Annotated in this window: 31 protein-coding genes; 30 read left to right on the forward strand and 1 reads right to left on the reverse strand. The window is 36.3% G+C overall.

Translation table 11 applies throughout. The features are described 5' to 3' along the window. Window positions 1-20 precede the first annotated feature (20 nt). The 8 genes from NYE62_RS09300 (at window position 21) to NYE62_RS09335 (ending at window position 4,735) form a co-directional block, all read left to right on the forward strand. Window positions 21-146: a lysogeny pheromone AimP family peptide gene (locus NYE62_RS09300; RefSeq protein WP_142671704.1), complete on the forward strand. Its 126-nt coding sequence runs from the start codon at window positions 21-23 to the stop codon at window positions 144-146. Between the two features lie 125 nt (window positions 147-271). Continuing rightward, a complete protein-coding gene (locus tag NYE62_RS09305) occupies window positions 272-427 on the forward strand; it encodes a hypothetical protein (RefSeq protein ID WP_181461935.1) in 156 nt (51 codons plus the stop codon). A 149-nt stretch (window positions 428-576) separates the two neighbouring features. Then, entirely contained in the window at window positions 577-789 is a 213-nt protein-coding gene (locus NYE62_RS09310) for a hypothetical protein (protein WP_014472000.1), read from the forward strand. Between the two features lie 14 nt (window positions 790-803). Further along, on the forward strand, window positions 804-1,034 hold the full coding sequence (locus NYE62_RS09315) for a hypothetical protein (RefSeq protein WP_014471999.1): 231 nt from the start codon (window positions 804-806) through the stop codon (window positions 1,032-1,034). Window positions 1,035-1,072: 38 nt separating this feature from the next. Then, complete coding sequence (locus tag NYE62_RS09320) at window positions 1,073-1,237, forward strand: hypothetical protein (RefSeq protein ID WP_165867604.1); 165 nt, start codon at window positions 1,073-1,075, stop codon at window positions 1,235-1,237. Between the two features lie 9 nt (window positions 1,238-1,246). Further along, window positions 1,247-2,305 (forward strand): tyrosine-type recombinase/integrase, encoded by a 1,059-nt coding sequence (locus tag NYE62_RS09325; RefSeq protein WP_342497412.1) that lies wholly within the window; start codon window positions 1,247-1,249, stop codon window positions 2,303-2,305. Window positions 2,306-2,381: 76 nt separating this feature from the next. Next, window positions 2,382-3,731 (forward strand): DNA sulfur modification protein DndB, encoded by a 1,350-nt coding sequence (locus tag NYE62_RS09330; protein ID WP_241458243.1) that lies wholly within the window; start codon window positions 2,382-2,384, stop codon window positions 3,729-3,731. A gap of 20 nt (window positions 3,732-3,751) precedes the next feature. Continuing rightward, a complete protein-coding gene (locus NYE62_RS09335) occupies window positions 3,752-4,735 on the forward strand; it encodes an integrase (protein ID WP_094032751.1) in 984 nt (327 codons plus the stop codon). A 220-nt stretch (window positions 4,736-4,955) separates the two neighbouring features. Here NYE62_RS09335 and NYE62_RS09340 read toward each other — a convergent pair whose 3' ends face one another. Further along, window positions 4,956-5,177: a helix-turn-helix transcriptional regulator gene (locus NYE62_RS09340; RefSeq protein ID WP_045207905.1), complete on the reverse strand. Its 222-nt coding sequence runs from the start codon at window positions 5,175-5,177 to the stop codon at window positions 4,956-4,958. 165 nt (window positions 5,178-5,342) lie between these two features. On the opposite strand from NYE62_RS09340, the gene NYE62_RS09345 reads away from it, so the two are divergent. The 22 genes from NYE62_RS09345 (at window position 5,343) to NYE62_RS09450 (ending at window position 13,696) form a co-directional block, all read left to right on the forward strand. Beyond that, a complete protein-coding gene (locus NYE62_RS09345) occupies window positions 5,343-5,642 on the forward strand; it encodes a hypothetical protein (RefSeq protein ID WP_045207904.1) in 300 nt (99 codons plus the stop codon). Between the two features lie 74 nt (window positions 5,643-5,716). Further along, a complete protein-coding gene (locus NYE62_RS09350; RefSeq protein WP_045207902.1) occupies window positions 5,717-5,962 on the forward strand; it encodes a hypothetical protein in 246 nt (81 codons plus the stop codon). A gap of 365 nt (window positions 5,963-6,327) precedes the next feature. Further along, window positions 6,328-6,693 carry a hypothetical protein gene (locus NYE62_RS09355; protein ID WP_342497413.1) on the forward strand — a complete coding sequence of 122 codons (366 nt, stop codon included), beginning with the start codon at window positions 6,328-6,330 and terminating at the stop codon, window positions 6,691-6,693. Then, window positions 6,690-6,914 (forward strand): hypothetical protein, encoded by a 225-nt coding sequence (locus NYE62_RS09360; RefSeq protein ID WP_047936196.1) that lies wholly within the window; start codon window positions 6,690-6,692, stop codon window positions 6,912-6,914. Before NYE62_RS09355 ends, NYE62_RS09360 begins: the two co-directional genes overlap by 4 nt. Continuing rightward, window positions 6,911-7,312 carry a hypothetical protein gene (locus NYE62_RS09365; RefSeq protein WP_146284101.1) on the forward strand — a complete coding sequence of 134 codons (402 nt, stop codon included), beginning with the start codon at window positions 6,911-6,913 and terminating at the stop codon, window positions 7,310-7,312. Before NYE62_RS09360 ends, NYE62_RS09365 begins: the two co-directional genes overlap by 4 nt. 12 nt (window positions 7,313-7,324) lie before the next feature. Continuing rightward, window positions 7,325-7,582 (forward strand): hypothetical protein, encoded by a 258-nt coding sequence (locus NYE62_RS09370; RefSeq protein WP_043867112.1) that lies wholly within the window; start codon window positions 7,325-7,327, stop codon window positions 7,580-7,582. Window positions 7,583-7,586: 4 nt separating this feature from the next. Further along, on the forward strand, window positions 7,587-7,724 hold the full coding sequence (locus NYE62_RS09375) for a hypothetical protein (RefSeq protein WP_342497414.1): 138 nt from the start codon (window positions 7,587-7,589) through the stop codon (window positions 7,722-7,724). Between the two features lie 13 nt (window positions 7,725-7,737). Continuing rightward, window positions 7,738-8,400, forward strand: coding sequence for a dUTP diphosphatase (locus NYE62_RS09380; RefSeq protein ID WP_241457956.1), 663 nt, complete (start codon window positions 7,738-7,740; stop codon window positions 8,398-8,400). Beyond that, entirely contained in the window at window positions 8,400-8,819 is a 420-nt protein-coding gene (locus NYE62_RS09385; RefSeq protein WP_342497415.1) for a YopX family protein, read from the forward strand. The genes NYE62_RS09380 and NYE62_RS09385 overlap by 1 nt, the downstream gene beginning before the upstream one ends. A 74-nt stretch (window positions 8,820-8,893) precedes the next feature. Beyond that, window positions 8,894-9,106, forward strand: coding sequence for a hypothetical protein (locus NYE62_RS09390; RefSeq protein WP_124692815.1), 213 nt, complete (start codon window positions 8,894-8,896; stop codon window positions 9,104-9,106). Between the two features lie 166 nt (window positions 9,107-9,272). Beyond that, window positions 9,273-9,461: a hypothetical protein gene (locus tag NYE62_RS09395; protein WP_334751313.1), complete on the forward strand. Its 189-nt coding sequence runs from the start codon at window positions 9,273-9,275 to the stop codon at window positions 9,459-9,461. 210 nt (window positions 9,462-9,671) lie between these two features. Beyond that, complete coding sequence (locus NYE62_RS09400) at window positions 9,672-9,848, forward strand: hypothetical protein (RefSeq protein ID WP_342497416.1); 177 nt, start codon at window positions 9,672-9,674, stop codon at window positions 9,846-9,848. Next, entirely contained in the window at window positions 9,845-10,015 is a 171-nt protein-coding gene (locus NYE62_RS09405) for a hypothetical protein (protein ID WP_342497417.1), read from the forward strand. The genes NYE62_RS09400 and NYE62_RS09405 overlap by 4 nt, the downstream gene beginning before the upstream one ends. Then, window positions 10,012-10,323, forward strand: coding sequence for a hypothetical protein (locus NYE62_RS09410; protein ID WP_342497418.1), 312 nt, complete (start codon window positions 10,012-10,014; stop codon window positions 10,321-10,323). Before NYE62_RS09405 ends, NYE62_RS09410 begins: the two co-directional genes overlap by 4 nt. Then, entirely contained in the window at window positions 10,320-10,457 is a 138-nt protein-coding gene (locus tag NYE62_RS09415; protein WP_176428396.1) for a hypothetical protein, read from the forward strand. Before NYE62_RS09410 ends, NYE62_RS09415 begins: the two co-directional genes overlap by 4 nt. Window positions 10,458-10,469: 12 nt before the next feature. Continuing rightward, window positions 10,470-10,682, forward strand: coding sequence for a hypothetical protein (locus tag NYE62_RS09420; RefSeq protein WP_217898731.1), 213 nt, complete (start codon window positions 10,470-10,472; stop codon window positions 10,680-10,682). A gap of 150 nt (window positions 10,683-10,832) precedes the next feature. Next, the gene (locus NYE62_RS09425; protein ID WP_332274855.1) at window positions 10,833-11,039 is read left to right on the forward strand and encodes a hypothetical protein; all 207 of its coding nucleotides are present in this window, start codon (window positions 10,833-10,835) and stop codon (window positions 11,037-11,039) included. A gap of 49 nt (window positions 11,040-11,088) precedes the next feature. Further along, complete coding sequence (locus NYE62_RS09430) at window positions 11,089-12,264, forward strand: ATP-dependent RecD-like DNA helicase (RefSeq protein ID WP_236824402.1); 1,176 nt, start codon at window positions 11,089-11,091, stop codon at window positions 12,262-12,264. A gap of 49 nt (window positions 12,265-12,313) precedes the next feature. Continuing rightward, window positions 12,314-12,628, forward strand: coding sequence for a hypothetical protein (locus tag NYE62_RS09435; RefSeq protein ID WP_265463624.1), 315 nt, complete (start codon window positions 12,314-12,316; stop codon window positions 12,626-12,628). A 193-nt stretch (window positions 12,629-12,821) separates the two neighbouring features. Next, the gene (locus tag NYE62_RS09440) at window positions 12,822-13,025 is read left to right on the forward strand and encodes a hypothetical protein (RefSeq protein WP_110124776.1); all 204 of its coding nucleotides are present in this window, start codon (window positions 12,822-12,824) and stop codon (window positions 13,023-13,025) included. A 43-nt stretch (window positions 13,026-13,068) separates the two neighbouring features. Continuing rightward, window positions 13,069-13,323: a hypothetical protein gene (locus NYE62_RS09445; protein ID WP_169539258.1), complete on the forward strand. Its 255-nt coding sequence runs from the start codon at window positions 13,069-13,071 to the stop codon at window positions 13,321-13,323. A 31-nt stretch (window positions 13,324-13,354) separates the two neighbouring features. Then, complete coding sequence (locus NYE62_RS09450; protein WP_169539259.1) at window positions 13,355-13,696, forward strand: hypothetical protein; 342 nt, start codon at window positions 13,355-13,357, stop codon at window positions 13,694-13,696. Window positions 13,697-13,755 lie beyond the last annotated feature (59 nt).

Here is a 13,755-nt window from a genome sequence, read left to right on the forward strand (position 1 = left end):
ACTTGAAAGGAGGTGAAAGAATGAAGAAATTTTATTGCGCGATTGTCATTTTACTAGCTTTAACTGTAGGATTTGTAAGTGGACAACAATCAGTCCAAACTGCTAACGGAGATATCACAGTGGCTTCAGCTAGCAGAGGAGCATAACACAACTAGGCTTTTACATAGTCAACGGCTAGACGTTTGATCCAAAGGATCAGGCGTCTTTTCTAATTTAAAGGGGAAGTTCCTATATTTTATAAAACCAAATATAAGACCATGGGGGAATTAAAATGAAAAAGCATTTCGGGAAAGCACTTTCTTATGAGGAAATGGCTAAGGGATACATGGAAATGGGAGATATTAATTTAGAAATTTCCCAGGAAGATAATCATCTTGAAAATGAAGCAGAAATGATTAGACCAAAATATAAAGCAAAGGTATCCTAATGAGGACTAAAGACAAATCAGCAGACATTTTAACACATACATAGGGGATGTGTTATTTGTCGTGAATAAAAATAAAATAAATTATTGCATATTATTGTAGCAACATATATAATGAAGTTACAAGATGAACGTTGTTGGGAGATGAAACAATGGAAACAACCAGTGCCACTCAAAAGGAAGAGTTGAAGATTACATCATTAAGACAATATCAATACATAAAACAACTAAAGAACTTCACACGAGTAAATCTCCACCTAGAGGATCCAGATGTGTTTACACCTAATAATGTAACTACAATGAGAAAAAATCATAAAGAATATAACCTCATTAAAGAACAAAAGAATTCTATAAAATGCATTTAAGGAGTAAAATTAAAATGAATAATAAATATTACACAGAAGAAAACAAGGCTAAAGTTTGGAAAAAGCATATGATCGTTTTAAAATTTCTAGAGCAGCCTGAGATAGCAGTTGCTTATAATGAGTTCTTACGAAGAGAAGCAACAAGTGATGAATGGGTTGGGTTCGAAGAGGAGCTTTATGAGGAATTGACGGGGATGCCAATTATAAACGTCTGTAAGGACGAGAGGGTAAATGTCCTAAACTGAATTTTATTATAGGATAAAAATAAATTAGGTGTGATAAAATGAATGCAGACATCTTAATTAACGCTCTTAAAGAATACGACATGTTAAAGCAAATGGAAATCTGTAACGCCAATATAATGCTGCTGAGTAATATTCAAGGTGAAAATGAATGGATTGTTGCGTGGAAAGAATTTGATCAATACTTAATGAAAAAAATGATATGAGGTGTCAGTATGGAAGCTCAAAAGAAAGCGTCAACACTAAGGGATTATTCAATATTCAACAACATAAATAGGTGGTTTGATGAATTAGATTTAAGAAACAGGGATCAAAAAACTGGAGAAATTGAAAAGTCTAATACTAGAGCCACGTATGAAAGGCATATAAGAGAGTTTTTCAACCACTATGCTGCCAAGGATATTGAATATTTAACTGAGAGTGACCTGGCGATCAAGAAGAGTGACCTGTATGATTATCGAAGCCATTTGGCTAAAAATAAAAGTAACTCCAATTCAACAATTAACAACAAGATTGCCGCACTGAAAAGTATGATTAAGTATCTTGAATCTGAACATAAGTGTGATGCATCTGTATTTAATTTTAGGCCTCTTCCAACAGAAAAGAACCCAGCAGGCTCTTTTGAAGGAATATCTGAAGCTGATGAATTTGCTGAGGCAGCGTATGTTACTGAGCGGCAGAACAGATTAATGAAAAAGATGTTTATTTTGTTTAGTGCACGCACTGGAGGGCGTAAATCAGAGGTGCTTAGAGTTGGGTGGGATGATATTACTTATTCAGAAAAGCATCAATGCTATCTCGTCAACTTTAAAAAAACTAAGCAAAAAAAGGCTAGGCCAGTTGGAATTTCCACAGCTTTTTATGAAGAGTTGTTGCTGTTAAAGCAAGAGTATGGGGAACATGAACTGTTATTTCATAAGTTAACAGTTGATTCAATACAGGATATGTGGAATCGCGTATGTAGAGTTATGGGTATTCCCAAAGAAAGAAAGATAACTCCGCATAGTTTACGCAATACTGCAACAAACTTTTCTTACAGCGTTAATGGTGATATTAAAAAAGTGGCAGCGTTCTCTGGTCACAGCAATATCAATGTTTTGAATGATCATTATTTAGTCAGTGAAAGGGATTATTCTCAAGATCCAGGGGTTTTGGTTGATCAAAAAGAAGATATGACCTTTTTAGATGATGTTACATTAGAGCAATATAAAGAATTCTTTTTAAAATCAGACATGTATATACAGAGTAAACTTAAAATGTTTTTGAATAAGTGATACAAATTATCATATAAAAGCTTTACTTGCTTATGAAAATAATGATAAATTTAATATGATTATGTGAGGTGATAATGTGTCTGATGTTTTGTTAACAACGGATAAACTTTATAAGTTAAAAAGTGAAATAGAGGAAAGGCTTATTGATATTAAAGATGATTCCAATATGGTGAAGGAATTAAAAGCTACGATGGCGGAAAAATACAAGGCACTCCCTGGTTATATCCAAGAAATTTTAAATAATAATGATAACAACGTACAGCGTTTAAACGAAAAAGAAGTCTACATTGTTTCAAAAGAGATGTATTCAATTCTTGGAGCGCCAGCTTTAGATCCGTCAAATTATTTTCCAACCAGATTGGCAAAAGAGCTTGAAGGTGGGAGAGTATTCGCCGGTGAAGAAGTAGTTAAGCTCCCATACAAGTTTAAAAATGTGATTAAAATCAAAGAGGATAACTATGTCACTTCCATTACTGCCAAAGAACTTAGTGAGTTATATAATAGCTCCATCCTGCAGTACAATTACAACACTCAGCGTGAAGGAAAGTATATTAAAGGCAGTCTTATTCCTGTCCCTAAAACAAACCCTAAATCAGTTGATGAGATCAAAGAATTGTTTATCAAAGGTGATTTAATTGTATCAATGTTAACTTTTAACGCTCGTCTTGGAACATCTGATGGTGATGAAGAAGTTGAATATGATCCAAGCACTCAAACCCTCACTGTAACACGCGGAACCTTATTAGATGCTCTAGATGGATACCATCGAATTTCAGGTATTGTTAAGGCCATTGCTGAAGTCCCTGAATTGGATCAACCATTCATTTTAAATGTACTCAATTACGATGAAGAAAAGGCTAAGGTTCACTTTGCTCAAATGAACACAATAAACCCAGTTGAAAAATCCAGAATTGAAGAATTAGGGCAAAAACGGTATTCTTCAACAGTTGTCGAGCAGCTGAAATTTAAAAGTGAACTTAAAAATAAAATAAGCCCACAAAGTGAAATTGGTATCGATAGCAATTTCCTTGTGACATATTATACTTTATCCGAAGCTATAGACGATGCATTTGAGTTGAAATCTCGAAAAGATGCGTTGAAAATTGCGAAATACCTGGTCGACTTTTTTGATAACCTTTTTTATGCCTTCCCAGATGAATTTCTTGAAGATGATTTATCGTCCATTAGAAAGCAATCATACATTAATCATAACGTAATGTTTTACGGTTATGTTTATTTGGCCAAGAAGATGAAGGAAAACAATGTAGAACTAAACAAGCTTGAAAGTATCCTTAATACAATTGACTTTAGTAAGAGCGGAAGAGTGTTTGAAGAATTAGGAAGACGAAATAATGAAAATCAACTGAAGACTGCTATGAAGAAGAAACTAAAGAGAATATTTTATGATGAAATTGCTGTTGTTTAAAGCTTAAAGGAGAATTTAATATGAGTGAAATGTATAATGCTGAATTGAAGGAAAAGTTTTTAGAGAAATACGAAAGTGAAGCAACAAGAAACCATTATTGGCTAAGGCTAAGGGATTTCTCAGCTACAGAAAAAATACTTCAAAAAGACATATTTAATTTTTCTTTGGAAGAGCTGCGTACGTTATTTTTAGATTTAGATAGCAAATCTATAGATTCACTAAGAGGAGCAAGAGCTGTAATTGGACAATACACAACATGGGCAATGGAAAATGGCTTGGCAAACAGTAATATTAACAAAGTGTATCAGATACAGGATGGTGACCTAAAGCAGTTTATAGACAAAAACAAAAAAACACTATTCACCAATAAAGAAGTAGAAGAGTATGTTGATTTTATGGTTAATTATCAGGATAAGGCCATGATACAGGCTATTTATGAAGGTATAGATGGTTATCAGCATTCTGAGTTACTGAATTTAACAGGTGATGATTTACTCGATGATAACAAGGTGAAGCTGGTAGATGATAAACATGGTATAAGAATAATTACTGTAAGTGATAAATGTTATGAGTTGCTTAAGCGTGCTAATGACCAAAGAACATATCATCTTAGCAATGGTTCTCCAGATAGTGGCCTTAAAAACAAATTTGCCACATTAGTTAAAAGCGAAAATATTTTTAGGCTAAAATATAAGAGTTCTAATCAGAGTATGAAAGCTGACAAATTTTTAGTTCACCGTTCTTTTAGTCAGTTTCAAAAATTTTTAGAAGAACCTTTCTTTACACCTAAAAATCTTATCAACTCAGGAAAGCTCAACATGGCGTATGAGATATATAAAGAGAAGGGTGAATTAAAAGTACCTGATTATAAAAAAATAACTAGACAATATGGATTCCTGAATGAAGACGCGGAGTTTAATTCACAATCACTGAGGAAAGTAGTGAATATGGAGAACTTAGAAAAATATTGTATCAAGTCTGAAGTAATTGAGGCTAATTCTTAATCCCTGTTACAGGGATTAACTTTACATAACTTTTAGAGTAAAAATAAAAACAATGTGAATTAACTCGTGATATTTTTAGAAAAATATCAGGATTTTGTTCATATTTTTCAGAATTCGACAAAGTTAGACAGAGACAAATTTGTACATATGCAGTAAAATAGTTCTATACCCTGAAAAGGGTACAAGGAGGTTCGCTAGGCCAAACTCCCTAGCGTTTAAGTCAATGTTTGATTTTCCATTCATAGAGATCTTCAATCGAACAGTTAAGTGCAATAGCAATGATTTTAGCCGTTTTTATATTCATGGAAGGTCTAAAGCCGTTTGCATAGTCACTTAATCTTTGCGTACTAATGCCTGTTCGCTTTGAAAGTTCTCCTAAGGACATTCCTCTACTTTCAAGGAGAATGGATATCAAACATTGTCCGATTTCAACCTCAAGCATCGGACAACCTCCTGTTATAGTATTGCTTATCATACTATATCAATTCTTTCCAAGTTTTTAAATGAAAGAAAAAAGATTTGCCACTAACTAGGTAAAAGGTTATAATTAAGTCAACAAAAAAGGGAACGTAAGTTCGGTTAATTACTACCAGAGAGAGGGAAACGTATGTCAGAAAAGGATTATTTTATTCAAGGGGAGCTGTGCATTCCTTTTTTCGGCAGAATAAAAGCCAAGAATGAAGAGGAAGCACTTTTGTTCGCATATCAATCAATTAAAAAGAAATTAAGAAATAAAACAGGAAAAATGGGGTTTCTTCAAAAAGATCAAGAAAAATATGAGGCACTATTTGATGTAGACATCATGTGTACAGAGGATGCAGAAATAACAACCTCTTATGCCGAAGAAATAGACGATTCGTTTGAAAATGAAGGCTATAAATCTTCTCAGCTGTTATCAATAAAATAAATGTACATACACATCTTGTCAGTCATCATGAGACATAAAAAATTGGTGACTTTTTAGTCAGACTGGAGCATACAATGGATTTTAATCTTGAAATTGACTTGAAAGACATTATGAGATCAGTTTCCATGAGTGTTGGTTCTAAGAACATACAAAGTGGAGATTACTACATAGAGATTATTTTTAAAAACAATGGGGATTGTTTGAGGATTAGAATGGATCATGCTTCAGTTTTAGAATTTAGAGACAAAATAAATGAAACTCTTTGGAAACTGGACGGCATGAAGACGTTTATGAAGACAGCAGCTTTACAGTATGAGTAAAGCTGATTTTTTTAAAATTATTTAGAGTAAAAATAAAATAATTATTTACAACATATGGTTGAGGTTATATAATCGAATTAGAATCAGGAAAGGAGATAGCTTTAATTATTGATTAATGAACCAACTAATAATCAAATAAGAACTATGGTTTTAAGGAAATATGCAAAGCTCTTAGCATCTTGCGAAAGGTCTTTGCGCAGCATAGAGAATAATGAAATCAGAATGGCAATAGGAGACCTGGACTTTGTTAAAGACAATTTAGAGGAAATACAATACATACTTCGAGATGTTGTAAATCAGCATGAATATTTTAAGGATAAAAATAAAATGTAAGTTTTATCGAGATTGAAATAAGGAGGAAGAGTATGGATAAATTAAAGGAAATTATATGTGACTTGTCATTGTGGCATTTAGCTTCTGAAGAAGAGTTGAAGCCATTTGATTTAAACACAGGGCCTTGTTACATCATCGAGCAAAGTTATGTCAAAGACATAATGATCGGTTTTATGAAAAAGCAGCAGGCTACTATCGAGGAAAACAAGCGTCAGCAGGAAATCGCGGTCAATCAGTTTCGGCAGGCTCAGGAAGAGATACAGCGGCTTACAAAAGAGAATGACAATTTCAGAAGGTTGCTTGCTACATTCACCGATGAAGAGGACGACCCTTTCGGAGTGGTAAGGAAGGCCTTAAACGGTCAGTTTCCTGCTGCATGGGAGGGTGATGCGGAATGAGCGGATTATCACAAGAACAAATTAACAAAAATTTGTTCGACGAAGTCCAGCGGCTCAGAAAGAAATCTAGGCATGACGAGGAAGAAATTCGACGGCTAAAGGTGGAGAACAAAAAATTAAGATCGGAAATTGAAGAACTGGAACAGATAACAAGAGATTTCGAATCTGCAAATAGCGATTTGGAAGATAAAATCTGGGGATTGGAGAATGATGCGGAATGAAAGTGAAACATGTTGATCAAGGTGGTTTGAAAAGTAACTGGCGGGAATTTGTTGATTTTGTTAAGTCAAATGGTACTGGCGCTTTTTTCGAATATTTCTTTGTCTTTCATGAACATGAATGTGACGAAGCCTATATATTTGAAAATTCCTTGGAACTAGACGAATGGTTAGAACAGGAATTTTCGGAGGGGAATTATTACGAGGCCGAGGATATTGAGAACTCAATGGATGAATGGATAGTATGGGGGCTTGTTCCTGCTTCATCTGTTGAAAAATATCCGTCGTTATACAAGAAAGCAAGGAAAACATCAATTGTTATAGATGGTGAGACATTTCACAGAAAAGCAGCGACGATAAGCGTTGAGCAGACAGTTTCAGTATCAGCTTCAGTCATTTAAGGGGGAACAAAAATGATGCCATTACAAGTAGAACTTCAGCGGAACGTGAAGGCCACGAAGGACGAAGCAATGACCGTCGAGCAGGCGGCCGAGCTTTTAAAGGTTCACCCGGACTACATCCCGACGCTGGTTGCTCGGTCTGACGATCTGAAAATGATTGGCGATCATACCATTATCGCTAAACGGGATAAAACAAATATCTGGCTAGTCGGGGCATGCGTGGGGCTTTTCTTCTTCGCTGTCGCTGTCCTGCCGGGATTGATGGGGTGAAATAGTGAAACAGGATTACAGGCAGGCTTTCGAACAAGCATTGGCTGTCTTCCGTGAAAAGCATGGATCGGAAAAAGGCGGCATGCTGCTTATGTGTCATGTGCATGAATTTCTACAAAATACCGTCGGCGGGCGGAAATAAGGGAGCGGAAACAATGAATCTACAAAAAATGTTTGAAATGCAAAAGGCGCTTGATGAACGGATCATCAAAGAAAAGGGGCTTGAGGGACAGGACTTGCTGCCGAATACTTATGTGGCTTTAGATACTGAGTTAGCTGAATTTGCAAATGAGGGGCGCTGGTTTAAACATTGGAGTAAAAATCAAAATCCACGGACGAAAATAGAGCATTTTTGTCCAACATGTGATGGCACTGGCGATGAAAATCACGATATTAATTTGCAATATCTCGAAGAAGGACATGCAACTGAACCTTATTCCAAATGCCAAGACTGCAATGGCTCTGGAAAGCTGGGTGAATCGAATCCACTACTTGAGGAATACGTGGACTGTGTACACTTTTTTCTTTCAATAGCCATTAAAAAAGGCTGGGAAGACGCTATGAATATACAAGAAGAAGGATTTGAGGAATTGAAGAAAAAAGGATTCGAGGGCGGTTTAACAGGTATTTTCCTAGAAATGAAATGGTGGTTGTTAAACTCTTACATGTCAAGCACTAAAAAGACCAGTTTCAGCGTGGCTTGGTCCTTGTTCTTGAGCATTGGAACTATTGGTTTCGGCTTTAAATGGGAACAGATCGAAGCTGCTTACATGGAGAAAAACGCCGTCAATCATCAGCGGCAGCAGGAGGGGTATTGATGAACACAGCATACAGAGTGTGGGACGGCGAGCAGATGCATCATTGGGATGATGAAGGGTTGAGCCTTGAAATAAAAATGGATGAATGGATTTTATGGCGCGAAGAAGGAATAGGGTGCAGGGTTAGTATCGCAGAAAGCGGAGACAGTGAATCCGTTCTCATGTGGGGTATAGGGTTGAAGGACAAGAAAGGGAAGGATATATACCAAAAGGATATTACTGAGGAATCGTTTATGAATCCTTTACTCAAAGAAAATGTTATTGACCGTTACGTTATTGAGAGACGGAAAGGTATCGACAGAATGAACCACGTCAGCAAAAAGAGTCAATTGGATAGGTTTTTATGGTATCGACTTGATGAAATCGAGGTTGTTGGAAACGTTTTTGAAAATCCTGAGTTATTGGAGGGCGCGGAATGATTGGAGTCATAGTATTCCTGCTCCTGTTTTGGGGGGGTATAGTCTGGTGGAGAAATTATTGAGGTGGATGCGCGATGAAAACTAAATCAATTCAGCTTTTCAATCTGTTTGATGAATTGAGCGAACAGGTGAACAATGTCATGCATGACGCGATGATTTTCAAAAAACGAAACAGACTCAATGTGATAGATCAAGGGGCAAAAGAGGCCGAGCGGATCACAAGAGAGATTCAAACGCTTGTCAATTCGATGCGGCGGAAGAAGGTGGACACGGAATGCCAAAAGTGAATGGAACATTAATCGGATACTATTGCGACGACTGCGAGGAATGGACATTCTTAGAAAGGCCTGCCAGCACGTCCGAAATTTATTGCCCTTTTTGTGGAGATCAAACTCTTGCGATAGATTCTGACGATTTAAGTTTACTGGAAGAGGCGATGAAGGAGGGCGCGGAATGAACGAATACACCGAATGCCCGGAATGCGGGAACGACCAGATTATTGATTATGGAGAAATGGCGGTTGAGTATGAAACGTCAGTTAAAACAGGGAAGCTGTTGAAACGGAATAAAGAAGGGCATTCAATATGGTGCGCGCAAAAGTGCCGTTGCGGCTGGGATAGTTATACCGAAAAATATGAGTGAGGAGGGCGCGGAATGAAATTTAAAAGCTTTGACATACATCGTAAAGAACAATGGGATTTAAACAACATTAAGCCGCTGATATGCATACACAAAGAATATGATAGTGGTTGCGGATGTAAAAGAGTTCTGTGCATAGGGTTCGATAAACGTAAACCTGTGTTTGTTTTTGCCAATCCGTTTAAATATAGATACTGAAGAGGAGGGCGCGGAATGAAACGTGTGATTTTACAAGAAAATATGATTGATGACAATGATCTAGTTATTTTTGAAGCTGACATTCCTTATGCAGTCGAAGACAACGCAATAAGAAATGAAAATGAAATGATGGTTCTGTTAAAAGATATTTGGGTTGAGTTTCAAATATTTGAGGAGGGCGCGGCGGAATGATGAAGACAAAAAAGAATCCGGCACGTGTTGTTGATACTAGAAATAATGCCACATTGTTCACAGGGACAGAATGGGAATGCATGGAGTTCGCATTAAAGAATTATCCTCATGAAGAATTTCCCCATGTCTTGGTTGGTTTAAATGATGATGAGGAGGACGAGGAATGACAAAGACAAAAATCACAATCAAAACAAGCGATAAGGTTGAGGTCACACGGAAACAGGCGCGGGCGATTAAGGAAGGTATGAAGTTTTATTTAAGAATGGCTGATAATGACCCTCAGAGAGTGAACGACTTAACAAATGGGGATAAAAAAGAATTTGCACGCCTTCAATTCGTCGGGAAACAACTGGGTATTAATATGGGTGTTACTTATCCGTGGACTGGATTGTTTGAACCGTTGAACAGCATGCATGCTTATGATCTTAATAAGGCAATTTTAAAGGGATATATCGTGAAGGAGGACGCGGAATGAAGAACCGTGATTTAATTAAGAAGTTACTTGAATTTGATCTAGATGATATTGTTGTCCTGTCTATTGGAGAAGAATTCGCAAGGTATTTTGAAGTTAAACAAGGATTCGACGAGCAGATACAGTTAGGAGAATAAGGAGGGCGCGGAGTGATGGCATTTCATAAAGAAGTGGTTGAGACTATATACAAAACGGTTGTTATTTGCGATAAGTGCGGTAAAGAGAAGGTTTTAAACATAGGGGAGCCGTTATCATGGGAGGGGCATATGAATGGGGCTTTGCACCGTGATTACACATTCACGGAGAAGGGGAACGGTTTTGAAACTTTATGTCCTGACTGTCAGAAGGAGGACGTGGAGTGAGTGAGATAGTTCCTTGTATCCAATGCGGAAAGATGACAGAAGCGGACATGACTATGTGTTGTGATGGATATATGTGCGGCTGTAAGGGGCTTCCTATTCACCCGCCTTTATGTGAAGAGTGTGAGAAGAAATTTTTTGAAGGGGTGCGGAATGAACCAAAATAACAAGGTACTTACAAGCTTTATCTATTATACGAATTTGTACAAACTAGCAGAATCAAAAGGATTTAAAATCCTCCCACAGAAAGACCATTTAGAGATTTTTGCTCCATTCTACGGGAGTGACCAAGGCGTAAAAATTAAAACAGATGAAGATTTAGCTGAAGTTATTCAAGACATCCTTCAGTATAAAATTTAAGCCAATAAAAGATGCCTTTTAAATAAAAATAAAAAGGATGTATGTGATAGTGGATATCAGCCTTTCTAAGACGCAAGAACAAGCTGTAGAAAGCATTGAAAAATGGTTTAAAGGCAATCAAGATCAAACATATTTTTTATCTGGTTACGCAGGTACAGGCAAAACAACATTGGTGAATTATGTTATTGAAAAATTAGGGATTAAGCTAGATGAAGTGGCTTTTGCTTGTTATACCGGTAAAGCAGCGTTAGTAGTAACACAGAAAGCACAGGGAAGATACAAAGCGAGCACTATACATAGCTTAATATACAAGGTTTATACGGATAAGAGCGGAGAAATCAAGGTTGCTAAAAAAGCTAAGAGTATGTTACAGGATTTAAAATTGATTGTTATCGATGAAGCCTCAATGGTGGATGGTCAAATAATGCAAGACCTAAAGTCTTTCGGAATTAAGATATTATTTATTGGTGACACTGGACAGCTGCCTCCAGTATCACAGAATGGGAACGAAGAGTTTTTAAAGATGTTTAATAATCCTGATTTTCAGTTGACGGAGATCCATCGACAGGCAGCTGAAAATCCAATAATTAAACTTTCAATGCTGGCCAGAACTAAGCAAGAAATTGAACCAGGCGTTTATGGGAAAGATGGAGAGGCTGTTGTTATAACGCATGCTACTTGGGAAAACGTCAAAGATAGGTTGTATAAAAAAGCAGATCAAATCATATGCGGTTACAACAGAACAAGAAAACAGTTAAATTCGGAAATTAGAGAGGTCTTAGGTTTTACAGGTGATGTACCTTTAAATGGAGATAAAATGATTTGTTTAAATAATGATTGGAATAAAAGTATTGATGATGTGAGCCTTGTAAATGGAATGACCGGGTATGTTAAAAAGGTATATAAAAGAGAGGAGATCAAAGAAAAGTTCACACACGAGGCAACAACAATTGATTTCAGACCTGACTTTTCAGAAGAGTCATACTTCAGGAAAATTACTATCCCAAATAAATTATTAACCGATCCGACATTTAAGCTGCTGCCATATGAACATAAAGTTTACAACAGTTTCGATTTTGGCTACGCAATAACATGTCATAAATCACAAGGATCGCAATGGAAAAATGTTGTTGTACTAAATGAGGTTTTAAACAAAGAAACTCATCATAGGTGGTTATATACAGCAATTACACGAAGCTCAGAAAGATTAGTTCTGGTTATTTAATATCTAAATGAAAGTAAAATTTTAATGGAATAGAAGGGAAGAGATTTTTTTGACACATTACAAGTACATTTGCAGAACTGGCTGCGGCCATACCACTATTATTGATAAATTTTATAAGAGACAGAGAGCGTTTTGTGGAATATGCGGGACTCGTTCAACAATGGAGTACATGGGTGAGGTTGAACTTAAAGAGGGTTCCTTGGATTTAGAATTAAGCATTGAAAAGATTAAGCACTATTCAAAGAAACTTGAACGATTGGCAAGCTTTAATGCAGCAGACGGTGAAGAAATCTTAAAGGATAAGTTGTTTGAAATTGACCAGATTTCAACAGATATGAACGAGTGGTGTAAAACCATTTTGTAAAATACGCAATGAATCGGAGGATTTTAAAAATGTAGAATGATGTTTCATATATGGAGTATATAATACACGATCACGAAAGTTTTGCTTGGAATAACAGAACCATCAAAAACAAAAGCAAGAAAAAAGTATTCGATCGAATTGGCTCAGATGCCTACAAATGGCGTTTAAAAATTAAAAGAAAGTAGATGAAAAAATGAAGTTTGCACCAATGGATAAAGTTAAATTAAAAACAGCTAGTCATTTCAACAAACTTCGAACTTTAAAGAAAAGAGTTCCTGAATTAGATGATCCTTTACTAGGTGAATGCTGGGAATTTGAAGAAGATGGTTTAAAACAATTTGATTGGGAGGAGAACTACGAATTTGTCGCTAGACCCAAACATTTTAATTGGGATTAAAACAGAATCTAATTGAAGTTAAATGAGCATCGGGGGAATAAAAATGGAGAAAATGAACTTGCTAAAAGAAGTAACAATATTTGACCCGGATAAAATCCAACCAGGAACTGAAGTTAAAGTGATCTGGTATAAGGGTTCAGAGATGGAGTATACGCACCATGGTGAAGTTATCATCAATAATGGGGAAAAGTTCTTCTATACTTACATTGATAAAGAAGGCCATGTAGGACACTGTCATGTGAACGCACTTGATTTGAAGAACTATCCAGACAGTCTAATTGTTGAAATTAAATCATAACAAACATATGAAATAAGGGAGGGAAATAAAGATGACGGAATCACAATTAAGGGAAGAAAATGAAAATTTAAAAAGGCAAGTCGATCATATGAAAGATGTCTATAAAGAAAATATGTATCTTCATATGGCAGTAAGACAAGGCGAACAGTTAAAGGCTAACCTACAAGCTTATTTGCGACAAGATGACCGAGTATATAGTCCTCATTTCATTACACCAAAACAAAAACAATATATCGTGACTCTGTTCAAAAAACATGGCTTGTCTCCACTCAGTAAAGCAAAACGAAAAATAGTTAGGCGTTTTAATGGGGGCGGTCTGCTTTCAGAGCACGAAGCACATCAAGTTATACAAATGTATGAAAGAAAGCAATAGTTAATCTTGACTTGGCTGTTTAAACAGTAACCAAGAAGGAAAGAGATTTTTAATTGAGC

It is taken from the genome of Bacillus sp. FSL K6-2861, from assembly GCF_038630725.1.
GTDB classification, from domain to species: Bacteria; Bacillota; Bacilli; order Bacillales; family Bacillaceae; genus Bacillus; species Bacillus velezensis.